The sequence below is a fragment of the Oscillochloris sp. ZM17-4 genome (genome assembly GCF_019599295.1).
In the GTDB taxonomy this organism is placed as follows: Bacteria; Chloroflexota; Chloroflexia; order Chloroflexales; family Chloroflexaceae; genus Oscillochloris.
This window is the reverse complement of record NZ_JAIEWN010000001.1, coordinates 29,972-49,284: the sequence shown is the minus strand read 5'-3', so window position 1 is coordinate 49,284 and position 19,313 is coordinate 29,972. Positions and strand designations below refer to the sequence as shown.

At 67.4% G+C, this 19,313-nt stretch carries 16 protein-coding genes and 1 pseudogene; 8 read left to right on the top strand and 9 right to left on the bottom strand.

All coding sequences use genetic code 11. The features are described from left to right. A pseudogene (locus tag K2Z83_RS00165) lies at nucleotides 1-2,035 on the bottom strand (transcriptional regulator); the annotation flags it as partial. A gap of 194 nt (nucleotides 2,036-2,229) precedes the next feature. Between K2Z83_RS00165 and K2Z83_RS00160 the strand changes: the two are divergent. Beyond that, nucleotides 2,230-2,523 (top strand): DUF2306 domain-containing protein, encoded by a 294-nt coding sequence (locus K2Z83_RS00160; protein WP_220593164.1) that lies wholly within the window; start codon nucleotides 2,230-2,232, stop codon nucleotides 2,521-2,523. Nucleotides 2,524-2,853: 330 nt separating this feature from the next. On the opposite strand, the gene K2Z83_RS00155 is transcribed toward K2Z83_RS00160, so the two are convergent. The 6 genes from K2Z83_RS00155 to K2Z83_RS00130 all read right to left on the bottom strand — a co-directional run bounded on the left by K2Z83_RS00155 (nucleotide 2,854) and on the right by K2Z83_RS00130 (nucleotide 6,573). Beyond that, complete coding sequence (locus tag K2Z83_RS00155) at nucleotides 2,854-3,048, bottom strand: hypothetical protein (RefSeq protein ID WP_220593163.1); 195 nt, start codon at nucleotides 3,046-3,048, stop codon at nucleotides 2,854-2,856. Continuing rightward, a complete protein-coding gene (locus tag K2Z83_RS00150) occupies nucleotides 3,045-4,154 on the bottom strand; it encodes an NAD(P)-dependent alcohol dehydrogenase (protein WP_220593162.1) in 1,110 nt (369 codons plus the stop codon). Before K2Z83_RS00150 ends, K2Z83_RS00155 begins: the two co-directional genes overlap by 4 nt. A gap of 4 nt (nucleotides 4,155-4,158) precedes the next feature. Continuing rightward, entirely contained in the window at nucleotides 4,159-4,653 is a 495-nt protein-coding gene (locus K2Z83_RS00145) for a DUF6326 family protein (RefSeq protein ID WP_220593161.1), read from the bottom strand. Between the two features lie 54 nt (nucleotides 4,654-4,707). Then, complete coding sequence (locus K2Z83_RS00140; RefSeq protein WP_220593160.1) at nucleotides 4,708-5,421, bottom strand: hypothetical protein; 714 nt, start codon at nucleotides 5,419-5,421, stop codon at nucleotides 4,708-4,710. 101 nt (nucleotides 5,422-5,522) lie between these two features. Next, entirely contained in the window at nucleotides 5,523-6,221 is a 699-nt protein-coding gene (locus tag K2Z83_RS00135) for a hypothetical protein (protein ID WP_220593159.1), read from the bottom strand. Nucleotides 6,222-6,309: 88 nt separating this feature from the next. Then, nucleotides 6,310-6,573, bottom strand: a complete 264-nt coding sequence (locus K2Z83_RS00130) for a hypothetical protein (protein WP_220593158.1) — start codon at nucleotides 6,571-6,573, stop codon at nucleotides 6,310-6,312. 225 nt (nucleotides 6,574-6,798) lie between these two features. On the opposite strand from K2Z83_RS00130, the gene K2Z83_RS00125 reads away from it, so the two are divergent. Then, nucleotides 6,799-8,001: an RNA-guided endonuclease TnpB family protein gene (locus K2Z83_RS00125; protein ID WP_220593157.1), complete on the top strand. Its 1,203-nt coding sequence runs from the start codon at nucleotides 6,799-6,801 to the stop codon at nucleotides 7,999-8,001. Nucleotides 8,002-8,013: 12 nt separating this feature from the next. Here K2Z83_RS00125 and K2Z83_RS00120 read toward each other — a convergent pair whose 3' ends face one another. Together K2Z83_RS00120 and K2Z83_RS28580 are read right to left on the bottom strand one after the other, a co-directional pair. Then, nucleotides 8,014-10,764: a LuxR C-terminal-related transcriptional regulator gene (locus tag K2Z83_RS00120; RefSeq protein ID WP_220593156.1), complete on the bottom strand. Its 2,751-nt coding sequence runs from the start codon at nucleotides 10,762-10,764 to the stop codon at nucleotides 8,014-8,016. A gap of 259 nt (nucleotides 10,765-11,023) precedes the next feature. Continuing rightward, nucleotides 11,024-11,152, bottom strand: coding sequence for a hypothetical protein (locus K2Z83_RS28580; RefSeq protein WP_255603024.1), 129 nt, complete (start codon nucleotides 11,150-11,152; stop codon nucleotides 11,024-11,026). A gap of 355 nt (nucleotides 11,153-11,507) precedes the next feature. Here K2Z83_RS28580 and K2Z83_RS00115 point away from each other — a divergent pair, with 355 nt between their 5' ends. The 6 genes from K2Z83_RS00115 (at nucleotide 11,508) to K2Z83_RS00090 (ending at nucleotide 19,259) form a co-directional block, all read left to right on the top strand. After that, the gene (locus tag K2Z83_RS00115; protein ID WP_220593155.1) at nucleotides 11,508-14,624 is read left to right on the top strand and encodes a transglycosylase domain-containing protein; all 3,117 of its coding nucleotides are present in this window, start codon (nucleotides 11,508-11,510) and stop codon (nucleotides 14,622-14,624) included. 303 nt (nucleotides 14,625-14,927) lie between these two features. Further along, a complete protein-coding gene (gene rpiA / locus K2Z83_RS00110; protein ID WP_220593154.1) occupies nucleotides 14,928-15,626 on the top strand; it encodes a ribose-5-phosphate isomerase RpiA in 699 nt (232 codons plus the stop codon). An 82-nt stretch (nucleotides 15,627-15,708) separates the two neighbouring features. Then, complete coding sequence (rpe, locus tag K2Z83_RS00105; protein WP_220593483.1) at nucleotides 15,709-16,380, top strand: ribulose-phosphate 3-epimerase; 672 nt, start codon at nucleotides 15,709-15,711, stop codon at nucleotides 16,378-16,380. Nucleotides 16,381-16,446: 66 nt separating this feature from the next. Continuing rightward, a complete protein-coding gene (gene glk / locus K2Z83_RS00100) occupies nucleotides 16,447-17,475 on the top strand; it encodes a glucokinase (RefSeq protein WP_255603020.1) in 1,029 nt (342 codons plus the stop codon). A 67-nt stretch (nucleotides 17,476-17,542) separates the two neighbouring features. Next, entirely contained in the window at nucleotides 17,543-18,385 is an 843-nt protein-coding gene (locus tag K2Z83_RS00095; protein WP_220593153.1) for a SirB1 family protein, read from the top strand. A gap of 88 nt (nucleotides 18,386-18,473) precedes the next feature. Further along, nucleotides 18,474-19,259, top strand: a complete 786-nt coding sequence (locus tag K2Z83_RS00090) for a DUF4058 family protein (protein ID WP_220593152.1) — start codon at nucleotides 18,474-18,476, stop codon at nucleotides 19,257-19,259. Nucleotides 19,260-19,313: the final 54 nt, after the last annotated feature.

The following is a 19,313-nucleotide window of genomic DNA, read 5'->3' as shown; positions in this document are numbered from 1 at the left end:
CGGCCTGGGCGGGCTGCTCGGCCTTAAGCAGGGCGTAGGCGTCGAGCACCTGGACGCGGGCCAGGAGCGCCCCGGCGCCGGCGCGATTGGCCACGGCCCTGGCCCGCGCCAGGTAGGTGGCCGCCTCCTCCGCGCGCCCCTGGTCGAGCATCAGCAGGGCGAGGAACATGGCGCTCGTGCCGATCACGCTCTCGTTGGAGAAGTCGCTCAGGCGGTCGTGGGCGTCGAGGGCGATCCCGGTGGCATCGAGGATCTGACCCTGGAGGTAGAGGGCCATCGCCTGAAGCCGCAGGAGGGGCTGGCGCAGGCGGTCGTCGCGATCAACCTGCGGGATCTCGAGGGCGGCGCTGATGGTGGCGATGGCCGCCGCCGGGTAGCCCTGCTGGATCTGGATGGAGCTGACGATCATGGCGAGGAGCCACTGCCAGAAGGTGCCGCGGGGGTGGCGGGCGGCGTGGCCGGCCACGCGCAAGGCGGCGGCGTAGCGGCCCCGGCTGTAGAGCAGCGCGGCGACGCTGGCCATGGCCGCGCCGCGCGCCCACGCGTCGCGGCTGCGGTTGGCGGCGCGCACCGCCCGCACGCAGATGGCGGCGAAGTCGACGGGGCGATCCTCCCAAGAGATCAGGGCGGCCATATCGCTCAGGGCGCGCAGCTCGCGCTGGGCGTTCCCCTGGGCCTGGTAGATCTCGGCGGCCCGGCTGATGGCGGCCACGGCCTGGCTGCCGCTGGCGACGGCGAGGCTCTGCCCCCACATGTGGAGCAGCTCGGGGTCGCCGTCGCGCAGATCGGCGGGCAGCCGCCCGATCCAGGCGCGGATCGTGTCGCGCTGCGGCGTGCTGATCAGCGGCCACGCCTGCTCGCGCAGGGCGCGGGCGATGGACTGATTGTCGCTCGCCTGGGCGTAGTGGCTCAGGGCGGCCTCCAGATGGCCGCGCCGCTCGAATGCCTGGCCGTAGCGGCGATGGAGCGCGATCAGCTCGTCCTTCGCGTAGATCTGCTCGGCGCGCTCGCGCAGCAGGCGCTGCCAGAGCGGGTGGAAGCGGTAGCTGCGCCCGGTGTCATCGCCGCTGCTGTCGACGATGGTGATCGGCAGGCCGAGCTGGAGGCTGCGGGCGAGCAGCTGGTCGGCCTCGGGCAGCGGCAGCGCCTCGGCGAGAATGGCGCCCTCGACCTGATCGGCCAGGGCGGCGCGGGCCAGGAAGGCGATCAGGTCGACCGGGAGGTCGGTCATCACCTCAGAGGCCAGGTAGTCGAACAGAAGCTGCTGGTTGCTGTCGAGGGCGTGGAGGTAGGCCTTGCGCTGCTCGGGGGCCTGGCGGGCCAGGGCGCGCGCGGCGAGCTGCACGCTCAGCACCCAGCCCTCGGTGCGGGCTAGGAGCAGCTGGAGATCCTCGGTGTCGAGCGCGACCCCGCTCCGCTCAAGGAGGGCGGCCGCCTCCTCCCAGTCGAGCGAGAGGTCGGATCGCTCCACCTCCACCAGCTGCCCCTCGGCGCGCATCCGCGGCAGCGGGGCGATGCCCACCGGCCGGCGCGATGCGACGACGATGTGCAGGGCGGGGGGGGCGGTGCGCAGCAGGTAGCCCAGGAGCGCGCCGGTGATCGGGCCGTCGGCGATCAGGTGGAAGTCATCGATGATCAGGAAGGTCGGCGTGGTGAGCTCGCTCTGGAGCTCGCTGATCAGGGCGCCCGCCACCAGCGGCCAGTCGCGCCCGAGGTCGACGGCGCTCCGGAGGATGCGCCCCGCCTGCTCGCCCACGTCTGGCATACGGTTCTGGAAGGTGTTGATCAGATAGGCGAGCAGCAGCGCCGGGGCGCTGTCGCCCGCGTCCAGGCCGAGCCAGCAGACATTCGCTCCGGTGCGGTTGAGCTCGGTAACCCACTGGGTGAGCAGGGTTGTCTTACCGTAGCCTGCCGGTGCGGTCACCAGCGTAGCCGAGCGTAGCCGTACCTCGGCCAGCAGCGCCTGGAGATCGGGTCGCAGCAGCACCTCGCTGCGTGCGGGCGGCGGGGCGAACTTGAGCGGCAGGAGGGCCATGCTTGGCTCCGCCGCGCTTCTCCGTTGGACAACCTCTGTCATAGCGATATCTGCTCTGTATGATTCTTCTTGGTCGCGATCCAGCGATACGTCGCAGCGCTACCTAGCAGGTGGATCATTATACCGTTCAAACGTCCCATCTGTATAGAGCACAAAGATCGCCTGCGCGCCCGCCCCCGGCTGCTTGTAGATCGGTGTGTAGAGCATCGTGCTATGGCCTGCGGCTGCTCTTCGGGTCGGCGATGCTGCGCTCCATCCTCCTTGGTGTTGCCGCGATCTGGCAGCGAGACTTTGTGGCGCACGGCGACTGGATGCTGCGCGGCTACGCCATCGGCATGGGCGCGGGCACGCAGGTCCTGACCCTGATGGCCGGGGAAATGATCGCCGGCCCACCGAGCGAGCTCCGCCGCGCGATCCTGATGGGCGCGGCCTGGGTGATCAGCCTGGCCGTGGCCGAGTGGATCATCGGCAGGCGGCCGACCGGCTAGCAACTGAAGTCGCGACAGAGCGACGCATCGAAATTCTCCATCGAGCTCGAGGAGGTCCCGCAGCCGCTCGCGCACGCCGCTCAACCCGCCCACGGCCCGCGCCGACAGCTCGTAGATCATGGCGTCGCGCAGCCACTCGGGGCTCGGCAGTGACCTTGTGGCGGCGCTATAGCGGAGGGCGGACATATTGAGCCATGTAGATTACGTTTTACCGCTCTACGATGCGATCCGGGTAGCTCAACACTACTTCCCGCCGCTATAGCTCCCCCACCTCGCCGCCCGCCTCAACGGACAGCCCTTCGCCAGCAGCTGTTGGCCAGCTGCGTTCTATCACAGCATCCAAAGCCACCAGGTGACTCGCAAACCCAACCCATCATCAGCGAGGGCGAGCCGCAGCAGCAGCCGGTCGAGGAGCGTGAGCGGCCGGAGCGTCAACGGCACCATGAGCAGACCGCCGCCGAGAGTCACGGTCGCCAGGATCAGCACGAGCAGCAGGGCGCGCCTGACCCTACTCAGCGCCTTCATTGGCCGGCCTGCTCCATCGTGATGACGACCTTGCCGCGGGCGTGGCCGCTCCCGAGGTAGCGCATCGCCTCGGGAAGCTCGCCAAGCGGGTAGCAGCGGTCGATAACGGGCACGACCACGCCGCTATCGAGCAACTGGCCCACGAACAGCAGGTCGTCCCGACTGGGGTGCACAATCAGGCCGCGCACCGTGATGCTGTGGGCGAGCGACACCACCGGCCCGAGCAGCGTCGCCTGCATGATCGTCCCCACGTCGCCGCCGACCACGACGAGGCGGCCACGGGGGCTGAGGGCGCGCCGGTACTCCGCGAGCGAGCGCCGGCCGTTCACCACCAGGATCAGGTCGTAGCGCCGGCCATCCCGCGTGAAGTCCTCCTGGGTATAGTCGATGACGTGCTCAGCCCCGAGCGTGCGCGCCTGCTCCACGTGGCGGGCGCTGCACACCGCCGTCACATGGGCGCCCATGGCCTTCGCCAGCTGCACGGCGAAGGTGCCGACGCCCCCCGACGCGCCGTGGACGAGCACGAGCGCTCCCGCCGCGACCGGCCCGGCGGCCCGGAGCCCCTGCAGCGCAGTGACCGCCGCCATCGGCACGGTCGCCGCCTGCGTGAAGCTGAGGCTGGCCGGCTTCGGCGCGAGTGCCTTCTCGTGGACACAGACGTACTCGGCGAACCCGCCGAATCCGCAGGCGGCGAGGTCGCCATACACCGCGTCGCCCGGCTGAAACTGTGTCACGCCGCCGCCGACGGCGACCACGCGCCCGGCGATGTCGGCGCCGAGGGTCGGGCGCTTCGGCCGGCGCAGCCCCGATGAGAGGCGGGCGACCCACGGCTCGCCGCGCAGCAGGTAGAGATCGGCCTGATTGAGTGACGCGGCGTGGACCTGCACCAGCACCTCGCCGGACTCAGGTACGGGCCTGGTGACAGTCGTCAACTGGAGCACGTCGGGTGCCCCGTACGCTCGATAGGTCATCGCTTGCACTAGTGATAGCTCCTCATTGTGGCCTGCGACTCGCACCCCACCCTCGGGCAGGTCGAGGTCGATCTCGTTGACGGCTCTCAGATCGCCGAAGTTCTTGGTCAGACCGGCGGTTCGGATCGAAGCCATGTGCCTACCCTCCCATCTGGATCTGCGGTCGGTGGGGTGAGGCGGCCTCTGTCATCGACGGTGAGGTCGTGCGGGGCCAGGTCCAGGCGGAGCGCAGGATGAAGGCCAGGATCAGCACCTCGACCCCGATGGTGAGGCCGTAGTAGAAGGCCCAGTCCCAGGACGCCCCTGCCGCGTTGAACACGCAGATGGGGATGAAAAGCAATGCAACGACGAGATTCGTGGCGCGGTTCACACGGGCGGGCAGCGTCATGGAGAGCAGCACCATCAGGGTCGGGATCGCGATGAGCGCGAAGAAAATGGAAATCAATGTCCCGCTGATGTCGAACACAAAGATCACGCCACCCCGGATTTCGTCGATTTCGCCAGGCTGGTAGAGGTGGAAGTAGTCGATGTAGATGACGAGGAACATGAAGCTGGTCCATGCTGCCGCGAGCTTCGCCTGGACCGGGATCTGCCGATCCTCTAGGATGGTCATCGGCTTTTTGATCGAATTCATTAGTAGTCCTTGTCTATATCAGAGCTTTGCGGTGAAACAGCATGCCCCTCTTCTCTAGCCAAATAAGAGCGTCAATGTTATCGGCGCGAACGACGCTTGCGTGTTTGCCAGAGCCATAAGCATCAGCAACAGGGTTATAGGAACGGCGAGCCCACCCGCGATGATGAGCGCTTTTTCTTCCAGGCTCCACGCAGCCTCACTCGCCCGCAAGAAGAGCAGTCTCCGCCACAGGTGCGCGGTGAAACCAGCGAGCACCATGAACAAGAGGCTGCAGATGATCGCTTTGGGAAGCTGCCAGGCAAGCCGATTATGCACCCCGTCCTCCAGCAGCGACGGTATGGAGGCACTGCCCGACTGCACCCACATCGCGACTGCCTGGTGGAGTGCTGCCTTGTGCGTCCCTGCTTGTGGCGTGCCGAGGTCGGGAATAGACTGGGCAAAGCCGGCTTGAGGATGGGCGACGTTGCTTATGTTTGCCGCCACAATCAACAGCATCCCGAGCGTGACGAGCGTGCTTAGCAGCCCAAAACTCAAATACACCTTGCGCTCAAATGTCCAGGTGTGCTTTTCAGCGTTTTGCGCTCGCTTCAACCGTCGCCAAAAGAACACGCTGAGCACGGTGAGCAGAAGCGCAACCATGCCGCCCTCGATAACGAGCACCGCATGATACACGGTGTAATCGTGCAACAGGGTCGTATACGCAGGGTTGGAACCTGAGCCGGATTGGATCAAGCTAGAGAGCGTACTCTGCAGGTCGTCGCTATTCACAGGAAGCCTCCTTGAAAGAATTGCGAGAAGGAACAGCTATTCGAGTGAGCACATGGGGTGCTCCTTTCTTTCGCTTCAACGAGCGCTACCATAGAGCGGCATCAGCCCTGCCCACGGATGAGCCGCATGCCGGTGCCAATGAGCCAGACGAGCCACATAGCCAAGCCCAGAACGCCGACGAACGCCAGCGGCGAGCCATCCGCGATGGCCAGGTTTCCGGCCCCGGCCAAAATGGCCAGGCTGCCGCCCGCCACGCCAAGTAGCCGTTGCCACGGCCGGGTTAACCCGCTGTCGTGGGTGGCCAGCGCCGCGCCCATGAAGGTCGCCCCGAGCGCGGGCAGCGAGAGCGCGAAAACCGCGGCATGGAGCTGCCAGATCAGCGCGAAGGCGGGGGTCGGCCCGGCCAGGCCATCCGCGGCGAGCACGACCGCGATGTGCGTGGCAATGACGAGGGCGAATAACGCCGCGAGCGTCGCTCCGGCTGCCACCGCGAGCCGCGACCAGTCCGCCCCGGCGCCGCCGCGGCGCTGCACGAGCCCGTGCAGCGCCGTGACAAACAACAGGAGCAGGAGCATGTTCACGGCCTCCAGGCCCGCGGCGACGGCCACGGCGCCCCGGTTCGCGACGTGGTAGGCGAGAACCACACCAAGGGGATCGCCGTAGGCAGGCGCTCCTGAAACCGTAAACACCGCGTTCTGAAGGAACAGCGACGCGGCTAAGGCCACCCCGGCACCGCCGACGATTCGCGCCGTAGACGCCCGATTCCCTGCGGCCACTGCTGGTATCGCTGCCTGGCTCATTCACATTCCTCCGATGCTTGCATTGGGTATTCCTTCTCGTCGAGGGCGGGCCGGTTTCAGCTCGTACGCAGGGGCGTAAACAGAGGCGCTACGCGCACCCGTCCAGCCCTTTCGGCTCGCTTGAGCTCAGTGCGAGCAGCGTCAGGCCGAGGTCGCGCACTTTGCGCAGCAGCCCGTGCAGGGCTGCTTGATCGGCCACCGGGCCAGTGATGAGCGTTGCGCCACTGGCGTCCTGGGTGATCGTCATCCCGTCGAACCAGGCGCGCCAGTCCGCGCTCAGCTGGCCCCTCACCGTGATCTGGTAGACAGCCGGCTCATCACGGGTTGCCCTGGGAGGTTGGTGCTGCTCCATACTCGCACTCCTGCGCGGCAGGTTCCCGCATGGTGCGGGGCCAGCGTCCGATGATGCTCAATGCTCCATCGCAGCCCACGCGCTCGAACAGCTCCACGATAGCACCCGACGGCACGCATGGCGTACCACCGCGGTGGTATTTGAGGGGGTAGGTATGCACAACGCGCTGCAGAAATACGTCTCTTATGGTATACTGTCGTTACACGAACAAATGAGCTGATAGCGATGAGCACCCACCAGAAATCATACCGCTACCGGCTGCTGCCTACTCCTGAACAGGAGGGGCGATTTTGGCAGTTCGCGGGGGCGAGGAGGTGGGTGTACAACTGGTCGCTTGCTCGACGATCTGCGCACTACAAGGCCACTGGCAAAAGCCTGAGTGTGACCGAGCTGTGCGCCGAGCTCGCGCAGCTCAAACACCAACCCGAGACGGCCTGGCTCCGCGAGATGGACTCCCAATCGCTCCAGCAAGCGATCCGCGACCTGGACAAAGCATTTAAAGCCTTCTTCGCTCGACGGGCGAAGTTCCCACGCTTCCGCTCGAAGAAACGTGAGACACCCACCTTTCGCATCCCGCAGCGGGTGACGCTCGTCGGCGACCGGCTCTCCGTGCCGAAGGTCGGCCTGGTGCGGCTAGTGCTGCATCGGCCTATGGAGGGCGTGGTCAAGAGTGCGACGTTCAAGCGGGACGCGACCGGGGCCTGGTACGTCACCCTGGTCGTTCACTTCGAGCTGAGCGACACGCCTCCGCCCCCGCCCGCTCGGGAGCGGGTGGTGGGTGTAGATGTCGGCCTCAAAGACCTGGCCGTGCTGAGTGACGGGCGGCGCGTTCCGGCGCCGAAGCACTACCGACGAGCCGAGCGCAAGCTGCGTCGACTCCAACGGCATTTGTCCCGCTGCCAGCGGGGCAGCAAGAACCGCGAGAAGGCCCGCGTGAGGGTCGCCCGCCAGCATCGACGGGTCGCCAACCAGCGTGCCGATCATCTCCACAAACTCTCCTCCAGGCTCGTGCGCGAGCACGATGGGATAGTGATTGAAGACCTGAACGTGAAGGGCCTAGCGAAAACCAAGTTGGGCAAAAGCGTTTACGATGCTGGATGGTCGATGCTGCGTTTCCAACTTGCCTACAAGGCCCGCTGGCAGCGCAAGCATCTGGTCGTGATTGGGCGCTTCTTCCCCTCCTCGCGGCTGTGTGCAGTGTGTGGCAGCATCAACAGCGACCTCACGCTGGCCGAGCGGGAATGGACGTGTCGCTGTGGGGTTGTTCACGACCGAGACCTCAATGCGGCGCGGAACATTCGAGATGAGGGATTGAGACTTCTGCTCGCCGAGGGATGCCCGGAGAGCATCATAAACGCCTCCCGAGCGTTGGTAACTCCTGCCACGCGCAGGCTCGACGCGACGACGGAGGAAGCCCAACGCTTCTAGCGTTGGGAGGTATCACGATCGCTCCAGGAAGCCGAGCTCCCGGCCTCTGGCGACGGCCTGTGTGCGGCTCGTAACCCCAAGCTTGCCGTAGATGTTGCGCGTATGCACCTTGACCGTCTGGGGCGAGAGGTGCAGCCGTGCGGCAAGCTCATGGTTGCTGAGCCCCTCGGCGATCAGGCGCAGCACCTCGCGCTCACGTGCGGTGAGCGGCTCGGTTGAAGGATGAAAGATGAAAGATGAAGGATGAGGTTCGATCTGCGTTTTGATGGCTGCACATAACGTGTCAATGTACTCATTCATCCTTCTGCCTTCATCCTTCATCCTTTCCAGCAGCCGTGCCAGTGGCGCGCCCTCGTCTGCAAACAGCCGGACGTACCCCTCCGGCTCGGCTAGAGCCAGCGCACGTTGCAGCGGGATGCGTGCCTGCCCACTATCGTCCAGGGCCTCGTGGGCGAGGCTCTGGAGCAGCAGCGCCTCGATCTGGCTGCCAATCCTGCCGCCAGCCTCCGCTGCCGCAAGCAGTCGCGTGAGGAGATCCAGCGCGTCGTGCGGATCGCTGGCGACGTGCTCGCGGCGATAGCGGGCGATCAGCACGCGCGCGAGGGTCAGATGCTCGAACTCACGCCGATAGCTCAGGGCGTCCGTGGCGGTGACGCCGCACGCCGCGACCCATGCCGTTGCGGCGAGGAGATTGCCCTGCCGCATGTACACCCGCGCCTTGAGCGCCGCGACGGGGCGCAGGTCAGGGACGGGGTTGGGGAGATAGTGCCGCTCGGCCGCATCCAGCAGATCAAGGGCGGCCTCCCAGTTGCCGGACGACTCTTCGATCCGGGCCTGGGCCAGACGCCAGCGAAAGGGCCAGTCGATCAATGCGGCCTGCTCGCCCTGCTCTTTGCTGGTGCGCAGGTGCAACGTGGCGGCCTGGGCATCGCCCTGCTCGTGGGCAATCACGGCCAGACCCAGGTGCAGGTGTGGGGCCGCCATCCTGAGGGCTTCGTGATCGGCCGGTACCAGGGTGAGGAACTGCCGGTAGAGGCGGGCCGCCTCGCGCAGCTGGCCCTGGGCAAGCCGAATCTCCGCCAGGTAGAAGCCACTGGCCAGGGCGAACGCAAGGCTGCCGACCGCGCGCGTGTGCTCGACCCATGCGGCGAAGGCGCTGTAGGCTGCCTCAAGGGCGCCGGTCGCCCACTGGCTCACCCCCGCCAGCACGGTCGCCTGGGCGTGCAGCAGCGGCTCCGTCTCAGCGGCGAGGTCCCGCGTGGTGGCGGCATACTGCTGGGCCGCGACAAAATCGCCGCGGCTCTGGGCCAGGTAGGCGCGGGCGGCGGCGATCCGCGCCGGCAAGCTGGGGAGCAGCTCGCTGGCGACCACCACTATCGACGCCCTTTCGTCGTGCGACGCAGACTCCGTGCTGTGCGCAGCGGACAAGCAGCGCTCGGCGTGGCGCAGCCAGGCCTCGCTCGCCTCGGTCTGGCCGGTATCCATCAGCGCCCAGGCGTACTGGGTGCACAGCACCGGCCTGACGCGCAGCACCTCCTCCGAGAGCTGGCCCACCCAGCGGCACCAGGCGTCCGCCTGAAAGCTGCTGTCCATGTGCGCCCAGACGCGCTCGGCCAGCGTAGCGACCCGCGCAGGCTCAGCGGACACAGCGGCGTGGTGCAACGCCTCAAGCATCAGCCCCTGAGCCTCATACCAGTCACTCGCCCGAAGGTGAAGCATGGCAGTTGCACCCGCATCCAGGCCTGCGTCCTGCGCGAGGCGCTGCCGCAGCAGTTCGCCAAACAGGTGGTGGTAGCGATACCAGCAACGCTGGTCGTCGAGGGGGACAAGAAACAGATTGGCGCGTTCGATGGCTTCAAGGGTCGCCTGCCCGCTGCCGGCAGGTGTGATGAGGACCGCGTCACACAGCGGGCCACAGAGCCGGTCAAGCACTGACGTGCGCAGCAGGAACTGCTGGAGCGGCGCGGGCTGCTGTTGGAGCACTTCTTCGAGCAGATAGTCGAGCACAAAGCGCTGGCTGCCGGAAAAGGCGCGCACGAAGCCGGCTGCGTCTTGATGGCCCCGCAGAGAGAGCGCCGCCAGGTGGAGGCCGGCAGCCCAGCCTTCGGTGCGGCTTGCGAGGACGGCGACCACGTCTGGCGACAGACTCAGACCTTCAGTCTGGCTGAGCAGCGCGTCCGCCTCGGTGTGGCTGAAGCGCAGCTCGGAGACGCGCAGCTCAGTCAGCTGATCACGGGCGCGCAGGCGGGCCAGGGGCAGCGGCGGATCCTCGCGGGTGGCGATCACCAGGTGGAGCTGGGGAGGCTGGTGCGCCAGCAGCAGGCCGAGGGCCGCATCAACCGGCGCTGCATTGACCAGATGGTAGTCGTCGAGGACGAGCACGACCGGCTGCGCGAGCGTAGCGAGTGCGTTGATCAGGTCCGCCACCGCTGCGGCAGGCGTTGGCGCCTGTGGCGCAAGCAGCGCAGCCATCAGTCCCGCCCCAAACTCCGGCACGACGGTTTGTAGCGCGGCGACAAGGTAGGCCAGAAAGCGCGCAGGCTCGTGATCGCTCGCGTCGAGCGTCAGCCAGGCGACCGGGTGTGCGCAACCGTCCAGCCACTGGCTGAGCAGCGTTGTCTTACCAAAGCCGGCCGGGGCGGCAAGCAGGGTCAGGTTGCGGTGCAGCCCGGCGTTGAGCCGTTCAATCAGGTGGGGCCGCAGCATCCCCTTCGGACGGGGCGGCGGGCGGTACAGCTTTGTGGCGAGCAGCGGAGGGGACATTGCTCCATTATAGTGCCAGGCCACGCTGTTGGGTAGCCCCACAGCAACCCGGTACATCCAGACGGGAGAATCTTACTTTGGAGGGATCGCTCTGGTGTGCAGCGCGATGCCAGCCCGGCTGCATCGCGCTGCACACCAGGGCGATCGCCCCCATCACCCAGGGCATGTGCAACGTCCCTGCCCCCCCGGCTGGCGACTGGAAGTCGCGCCACGGGAGCCTGCGGCTGACCGCCCGCCTACGCGGGCGGGTGCGGCGTAACTATGCCGCCTCCTGCGCGGCCAGCGCCACCCGCCCGCCTACGCGGGCGGGTGCGGCGTCGGCGTAGGCCGACGCCCGGCGCGCAGCGCCCCGTTGGCGCGACTTCCAGTCGCCAGCGACGTTGCACATGCCCTGCCCCCATCACCCAGGGCTTCTACAACGTCCTTGACTGATACCTGCCACGCAGAGAACACCTTTCGGGTACCATGGATCGTGTAACTACCCATTAGCCCAAAAGGTGTTCCGCGATGAATTTTACCACGGTGACGGTGCAGCCCTTTGGCAGTTCGCAGACGTTCACGCTCGATCTTCAGCACGTCTATCGTGTGTGGCTTTGCAGAAGCCCTGCCCCATCACCCCACTATCAGGCGAGGCCCATCCGCGCCATGGTATACTTTGGCGGCTCTCGCTCCGGCGCGGGCCGCACGGATTATCATGCTGCGGGCGTCGGGCGTCGCCTGTACCCCGCACCCAGATAGGGCCCATGTCACTGTTTCGCGACCGCTTCACGCGCCGGACCTACGCCGGCAACGCCGCGCCGCGCCGGCCGGCCCACCCCCGCCTGCTGCGCCGCAAGGCCGCCCCGCCCTCGCGCCTGCCGCGCCTCTTCGCCCAGATCCTCGCCGCCCTCGCCGTGCTGGTGGGGATCAGCGGCGCCGGGGTGCTCGGCGTCGCCTACAGCGCCTACGCCCAGACAGCCGCCAGCCTCAAGCCGCGACTCGACGCCCTGAGCAACCGGAACCTCTTCCAGACCTCGCGGATCTACGACCGCAACGGCACCCTGCTCTACGAGTTCTTCGACGCCGGCAAGCGCACCAACGTCAGCTTCGATGAGATCTCGCCGCTGCTGGTCTGGGCGACGGTCGCCGTCGAGGATAAGTCCTTCTTCACCAACCAGGGTATCGACCTGAACGGGATTGTGCGCACGGCGATGAACAGCCTGCAGGCCGGCGAGGAGACCGGCGGTGCCTCGACGATCACCCAGCAGGTGATCAAGAACAGCGTGCTCACCCCCGAGGAGCGCGCCCCCGAGAAGCGCTACGAGCGCAAGCTGAAGGAGATCATCCTCGCCCAGGAGCTCGATAAGGTCTACGATAAGTCGGCGATCCTCGACCTCTACCTAAACGAGAACTTCTACGGCAACCTGGCCTACGGGATCGAGGCGGCCAGCGAGGTCTACTTCAATGTGAAGGCCAAGGACCTGAGCCTGAACCAGGCCTCGCTCCTGGCCGGCCTGCCCCAGCTGCCCAGCGTCTACAACCCGATCAACTACCTTGAGCGCGACGCCCAGGGCGGCTTCCTCCCCGGCGTGCGCCTCGGCGAGGGCTGGGAGCAGGATACCTACGAGCTGCCGGCAAACCTCAGCGCGCCGCGCTGGCGCCAGGTGGCCGTGCTGCGGCGCATGGTGGAGGACGGCTATGTGAGCGCCGACGAGGCCCGCGCCGCCGTCGCCCAGCCCCTGCGCTTCGCCCCCCAGGAGGTGCCGCTCAACGCGCCGCACTTCGTCTTCTATGTGCGCGACCTCATCCAGGAGCGCTACGGCCAGGCTGCGCTCACCGGCGGCGGCCTGCGCATCACCACCACGCTCGACCTCGACCTGCAGCAGATGGTGCAGCAGAAGGCGGCCGAGCGTATCGGCGAGCTCACATCGCGCAACATCCACAACGCCGCCGTGGTGGTGATGCAGCCCAACACCGGCCAGATCCTGGCCATGGTCGGCAGCATCGACTATAACGCCATCGAGGCCACCTCGACGAAGGGCGAGTCCGGCAATGTGCTCGACGGCCAGGTGAACGTGACCACCCGAGAGCGCCAGCCGGGCTCGGCCCTCAAGCCCTTCACCTACCTCTCGGCGATGGAGCAGGGCATCACCCCCGACACGGTGATCTGGGATGTGCCCACCGAGTTTCCGCTCAGCGGGGGCCAGTGGTACGCGCCGCTCAACTATAACGCGCGATTCAACGGGCCAGTGCGTATGCGCACCGCCCTGGCCAACTCGCTGAACATGCCCGCCGTCAAGGCGTTGAAGATGGGCGGGATCAAAAACGACCTCGACCTGCTCGACCGGGTCGGCGTGAAGACCGGCCTCAAGCGCGGCGAGGGCTTCTACGGCCTCTCGCTGACCCTCGGCGGCGGCGAGGTCACGCCCCTGGAGCTGACCACGTCCTACAACACGCTGGCCAGCGGCGGTCACTACCACCCGCCTGTGTCGATCCTGGAGATCAGCGATGGCACCGGGCACGTCCTGGAGCGATTCCGGCCCACGGCGGGCGACCAGGTGGTCGAGCCCGACCTGGTGGCGATCATCACCGATATGATGAGCGACGACCGGGCGCGCGCGCCGGTGTGGGGGCTGAACAGCCAGCTCAAGCTGAGCCTGCCCGCCGCCGTGAAGACCGGCACCTCCAACGACTGGCGCGACGCCTGGGCCGCCGGGTTCACGCCCTTCGTGACGGTGGGCGTCTGGACGGGCAACAACAATAACGAGCCCACCGAGAAGGTCGAGAGCCTGACCGGCGGCGGCATCATCTGGCGCAATGTGATGGAGGAGATCTTCGTCTGGATCAGGGAGAAGCCGCGCTACCGCGAGCTCTTCTCGCAGCCCTTCGGCGGCCAGCAGATCCCGACCGAGTTCACCCTGCCCGCCGACGGTTCGGTGATGCGCAAGCCGATCTGCCCGCTGCCCGGCCCCTTCGGCGGCTATAGCGAGGAGCTGTTCACCAGGCCGATGCTCACCGCGATGATCACGCCGACCAACACGCTGCCGCCCGGCCCCGAGCTCGACCAGAGGCTGCTGGCGCTGAAGGTACCCTGCGATGCCTTCGAGAAGGTGCGGGTCGTCCGCATCCCCACGCCCGAGGAGTGGGCCAGCGACGGCACGCTCCAGATCAGCGCGGCCATCCCACCGCCCGCCGCCGACGGCGCGAGCCCCGAGGGCGACGCTGCCAGCCTGGGACTGCTCGGCCAGGGCCAGTACTGCCGCCCGGTGGAGGGGCAGACCTACCCCGACGGCCTGGCCAAGGAGATCTATATCTGGAAGACGCCGCCGCCTGACCCCGACGAGAAGGTGCGCTATGTCTGGAACGGCGGCGCGGCCGACCCCAGCCTCGCGCCCGATGGCAGCCCGCCGCCCGACGGCGGTGGCGTAACCAGCGGCAGCCAGCTCGTGGACGCACTGCAGCCCTGTGAGCCGGCCATGTTCGAGCCGCCCATCCCGGTGCCGCCAGTGTTCGGCGCAATCCTTATGCCGGATCTCAAGCGTCTCGGCGAGAACCAGGCCAAGGAGCTCCTGTCCACCCTGGGCGTCAGCCCCGACCAGATCTATGTGGACTACCAGACCCGCGACCGCATCCCGGGCGACTACGACACCTTCGCGCCCTACACGATCGTGAGCAGCCTGCCCGCCGCCGGCGACTGGATCATGCCGGGCACCACGGTGGTGCTGGGGGTGCGCGCGCCCGACCCAGAGCCGGGCGCGCCCGCGCCGCAGCCGCAGCCCGGCGACGGTCAGCCGCAGCCCGCGCCCACCGATGCCGCCCCGACGGGCAACCCGCTGCCCTTCCCGGCACCGCCGGGCCTGCCCGCGCCACCTGGCGGGTAGGGCGAGGGATTGTAGTGCAAAGATGTGCCAGCTTCGCTGGCACATCTTTGCACTATGTGTTGCCAGCAACAACACTGCGCACGGTGAGGGTGTGGGAGAGCTTCGCTCTCCCACAAAAAACTGATGGTGCTGCGGCGCGGCGTAGCCGCGCCGCAGCACCATCAGTGCACCATGTGCCTGATGGGCACACATCTTTGCACTATGGCGCGGAGGTTTAGAGCGATAGCCCTGACCTTGATTCATACGGGCGCAATCTGGTGTACAATTCAGGGCACGACACGGATCACTACATAGGAGCTTGCGGTGAGCGACACAGCACAGCGCGATGAGCTCAAGCGGCTGGCCGCCGAGCAGGCGGTCGACCTGGTGCGGCCAGGGATGGTCGTTGGGCTCGGCGTGGGCAGCACGGCTATCCACGCTATCAGGCGCATCGGCGCCCTGCTGGCGAGCGGCGACCTGCACGATATCGTCGGCGTGCCCTGCGCCCTGCGGGTCGAGGAGGAGGCGCGGCGTCTCGGCATCCCCCTGACAACCCTGGAAGATCCGGCGCAGATCGACCTGACGATCGACGGGGCTGATGAGGTAGACCCGCAGCTCAACCTGATCAAGGGCGGCGGCGCGGCCCTGCTGCGCGAGAAGATCGTCGCCCAGTCGAGCCTGCGCGAGGTTATCATTGTGGACGAGGCCAAGCTCTCGCCGCAGCTCGGCACGCGCTTCTTCGTGCCGGTCGAGGTGGTGCCGTTCGGCTGGAGCGCCCAGGCCCGCTGGATCACCACCCTCGGGGCCGAGGTGCGGCTGCGCCGCCAGGCTGATGGCGCGCCGCTGATCACCGACCAGGGCAACTATCTGCTCGACTGTCACTTTGGCCCGATCAATGACCTGGAGACCCTGGCCGTGCAGCTCTCGGTGCGGGCCGGCGTCGTTGAGCACGGGCTCTTCCTGGGCATGGCCACCGACCTGATCGTCGCCGGAGCCGATGGAATCCGCCACATACAGAAATGATTAATGTTGAATGTTGAATGTTGAATGCCGGGCAACCTGGATCGGACATTCAACATTCAACATTGATCATTCAACATTACCTATGTTTCACATTGCCCCATCAATTCTCACCGCCGATTTCGCCCGCCTCGGTGAAGAGGTGACGGACGCCTTCGAGGCGGGGATCCGCTGGCTGCACCTGGATGTGATGGACGGCCGCTTCGTGCCGAACATGAGCTTCGGGCCGATGCTGGTGCGCTCGCTTTCGCCGATCGCTGCGCGCTATGAGGCGATCGTCGACGCCCACCTGATGATCGCCGACCCCGACAACTACGTCGAGGACTTCGCCGCCGCCGGCTGCGACTACATCACGGTACACGCCGAGGCCTGCACCCACCTGCACCGCACGGTGCAGCACATCCGCAGCCTGGGCAAGCGGCCAGGCGTGGCGCTCAACCCGGCCACGCCCCTGTCTGCCGTCGAGGAGGTGCTCCCCGACCTGAGCCTGCTGCTGATCATGAGCGTCAACCCGGGCTTCGGCGGGCAGAAGTTCATCCCGGCGAGCCTCGACAAGCTCGCGCGGGCGCGGCGCATGATCGACGAGCGCGGCCTGAGCGATGTGGTGCTCCAGGTGGACGGCGGGGTCAACAAGAGCCTGATCGCCGCCGTCCGCGACGCCGGGGCCACCTCGGCGGTGACCGGGTCGGCCGTCTACGCCCCCGGGCGCAGCCGGGCCGAGACGATCGCCGAGCTCCAGCAGGCGCTGGCGAAGTAGGGGACAGGGGACAGGGGACAGCGGTTGGCTCACACTGGCTGAGTGCAGATTGAACGCACGCGAAGCATGCTCCACAGCGCTCAATCTGCAATCTACAATCTGAAATCTGCAATTATGATCCTCGCAGGCGATATCGGCGGCACAAAGACGATCCTGGCCCTCTTCTCCTGGGGCGCGGGGGCCCACACGCCCCTGGCCGAGGCGACCTTCCCCAGCGCGGGCTACGGCAGCCTGGAGACGATCATCCGCGAGTTTCTGGCCGCCAACCCGGCCGCCGTCGAGGCGGCCTGCTTCGGCGTCGCCGGGCCAGTGGTGGCGGGGCGGGCCTCGGTGACGAACCTGCCCTGGACGATCGACGCGGCGGCCATCCGCGAGCGCCTGGGCTTCGGGGCGGTGCATCTGCTCAACGACCTGGAGTCGATCGCCCACGCCGTGCGCATCCTGGAGCCGGCCGATATCGCCACCCTGAACGAGGGCGCGGCGCAGGCGGGCGGCGCGATCGGCGTGATCGCCCCCGGCACCGGGCTCGGCGAGGCCTTCCTCACCTGGGACGGCGCGCGCCACAAGGCCCACCCATCCGAGGGCGGCCACGCCAGCTTCGCGCCGAACACGTCCGATGAGCTGGAGCTGCTGCGCTACCTCCAGGCGAAGCTCGGCCACGTCAGCTACGAGCGGGTCTGCTCGGGCCTGGGGCTGCCCAATATCTACGGCTACTTCCGCGACCGCGTCTTCGAGCGCGAGACGCCGGAGGTTGTGGCGGCCCTCGCCGATGTGGCCGACCCGACGCCGGTGATCGTGCGCTTCGCCCTTGACCCGGCCGCGCCCTGCCCGATCTGCGCGGCCACCGTCGAGGCCTTCGTCGGCATCCTCGGCGCCGAGGCCGGCAACCTGGCCCTCAAGGTGCTCGCCACCGGCGGGGTCTACATCGGCGGCGGCATCCCGCCGCGCATCCTCGACCAGCTGCGCCACCCGCGCTTCCTGTCCGCCTTCCGCGAGAAGGGCCGCTTCCGCGACCTGCTCGGCGCCGTGCCGGTCCACGTGATCCTCAACCCGAAGGCGGCGCTACTCGGCGCGGCCTCATTCGCCCTAACCTAGGGGACAGGGGACAGGGGACAGGTTCTGGCTGTCCCCTGTCCCCTGTCCCCTGTCCCCTGCAAAGCCTATGCCCCACCAGGCCCGCCGGCTCTTCCACAGCATGATCAGCCAGCCCGACCAGCGGGTGCCCCTGGCGGAGGCGGCCCTGATGATCTCCTGGGAGGATCGCGGCGATGTCGACCCGCGCTTCCTGCTCGCGGTGCTCGACGGCTTCGCCGACGATCTGCGCGGGAGCGTCGGGCAGATCGGCGAGCCCCGCGGCCACATCTCGGCCCTGAACCGCTACCTCTTCGGCCAGCAGGGCTTCCACGGCAACCCCAGCAGCTACGAGCGGCCCGACCCCTCCAACAGCCACCTCGACCAGGTGCTGCTGCGGCGCAGCGGCCTGCCGATCATGCTCGCGCTCGTGTATATGGAGGTCGGCTGGCGGCTCGGCCTGCCGCTCAGCGGCGTGGCCCTCCCCGGCCACTTTATTGTGCGCTACCGCGCCCAGCCGCACGATCTGTTCATCGACCCGTTCAGCAGCGGGTCGCTGTGGAGCCAGGCCGACTGCGAGCGCCAGATCGGCATGTTCTACCGCGAGGTGCCGCCCGACCTGGTGCGCTGGCTGATGGCCCCGCCCTCGCGTGGGGCTATCCTCTCGCGCATCCTGCGCAACCTCAAGCAGACCTACCTGGCCCAGGATGATGTGGCCCGCGCCCTGTCCAGCGTCGAGCGGCTGCTCCTGCTCGACAGCGGCGACCCTGGCGAGCTGCGCGACCGCGGGCTGCTGCGCTTCCGCGCCGGCCAGATCTACGCCGCGATGGAGGACCTGGAGCGCTACGCCCGCCAGAACCCGGCCGCCGGCGACATCGCCCAGATCCGCACCTTCGCCAAGGAGCTGCTCGCCCGGGTGGTGCCGCTGAACTAGGGGTTGGGGGTTGGGGGTGGGGGCAGATCACTCGCCACGTATCGCCGTGGTATCATGCGGCTGCCGCTGATTCGCGAGGAGGTTTGCGATGGAACTGCCGTTCCCCGGAATGGATCCGTACCTTGAGCGCCCGAGCCTGTGGCCTGATGTTCACAACAGCTTGATCTACGCCATGCGTGAGCAGATCCAGCGGCAGTTCAGCCCTCGCTACAAAGCGGTTATCACGCCCTACATATCTCTGGAGAGCCTGGAGATCGTGCCGAATCGGCGGGTGATTGTACCAGATGTCGGCATTATTGATCGTGGCGAGCCAGGGGACGAGCCGCGCGCGCTGGCGATTGCGCCCGCGCCGCTGACGATGACGGCGATCATGGAAATCCCGATCCGGCTCGCACGGGTTGAGATCCGCGTGATCGACGATGAGACACTTGTCACGGCTATCGAGCTGCTCTCGCCAGCCAACAAGCGCCCCGGACCCGAGGGCGCGGACGCCTACGAGCGGAAGCGCCAGGAGCTGTTCCGCAGCGAGGCGCACCTGCTTGAGATCGACCTGCTGCGCGGCGGGCAGCGCCCGCGCCTGAGCCAGCCGCTCCCAGCGAATCCCTACTTTGTCCTGCTCAGTCGTGCCTACAACCGTCCGTATGTGGAGATCTGGCCGCTGGCGCTCCGCGAGCCTATCGCCCCGGTCCCGGTGCCGCTGTCCCCGCCTGATCCCGATATACCGCTCGACCTGGGCGTCGCGCTGCGCCAGATCTACGCCAGCGCCCGCTACGACCTCCAGATCGACTACGGCTTCGCCCCGCCAGCCCCCGATCTCAGCCCCGAGGACGCCGCCTGGCTCGACGCCCACCTGCGCGCGCGCGGGCTGCGCTAAGGGTGCATCCTCGATCTTCACGCGCGCATCCTCGATCTTCACGCGCGCATCCTC

Bases quoted from the DNA above. Each gene is read 5' to 3' on its own strand.
- K2Z83_RS00115 (WP_220593155.1), top strand. From the start codon at position 11,508: ATGTCACTGTTTCGCGACCGCTTCACGCGCCGGACCTACGCCGGCAAC.
- glk (WP_255603020.1), top strand. From the start codon at position 16,447: ATGCTCCACAGCGCTCAATCTGCAATCTACAATCTGAAATCTGCAATT.
- K2Z83_RS00155 (WP_220593163.1), bottom strand. From the start codon at position 3,048: ATGAAGGCGCTGAGTAGGGTCAGGCGCGCCCTGCTGCTCGTGCTGATC.
- K2Z83_RS00130 (WP_220593158.1), bottom strand. From the start codon at position 6,573: ATGGAGCAGCACCAACCTCCCAGGGCAACCCGTGATGAGCCGGCTGTC.
- K2Z83_RS00125 (WP_220593157.1), top strand. From the start codon at position 6,799: ATGAGCACCCACCAGAAATCATACCGCTACCGGCTGCTGCCTACTCCT.
- K2Z83_RS28580 (WP_255603024.1), bottom strand. From the start codon at position 11,152: ATGTGCAACGTCGCTGGCGACTGGAAGTCGCGCCAACGGGGCGCTGCG.
- K2Z83_RS00135 (WP_220593159.1), bottom strand. From the start codon at position 6,221: ATGAGCCAGGCAGCGATACCAGCAGTGGCCGCAGGGAATCGGGCGTCT.
- K2Z83_RS00120 (WP_220593156.1), bottom strand. From the start codon at position 10,764: ATGTCCCCTCCGCTGCTCGCCACAAAGCTGTACCGCCCGCCGCCCCGT.
- K2Z83_RS00090 (WP_220593152.1), top strand. From the start codon at position 18,474: ATGGAACTGCCGTTCCCCGGAATGGATCCGTACCTTGAGCGCCCGAGC.
- K2Z83_RS00095 (WP_220593153.1), top strand. From the start codon at position 17,543: ATGCCCCACCAGGCCCGCCGGCTCTTCCACAGCATGATCAGCCAGCCC.
- K2Z83_RS00145 (WP_220593161.1), bottom strand. From the start codon at position 4,653: ATGAATTCGATCAAAAAGCCGATGACCATCCTAGAGGATCGGCAGATC.
- K2Z83_RS00150 (WP_220593162.1), bottom strand. From the start codon at position 4,154: ATGGCTTCGATCCGAACCGCCGGTCTGACCAAGAACTTCGGCGATCTG.
- rpe (WP_220593483.1), top strand. From the start codon at position 15,709: ATGTTTCACATTGCCCCATCAATTCTCACCGCCGATTTCGCCCGCCTC.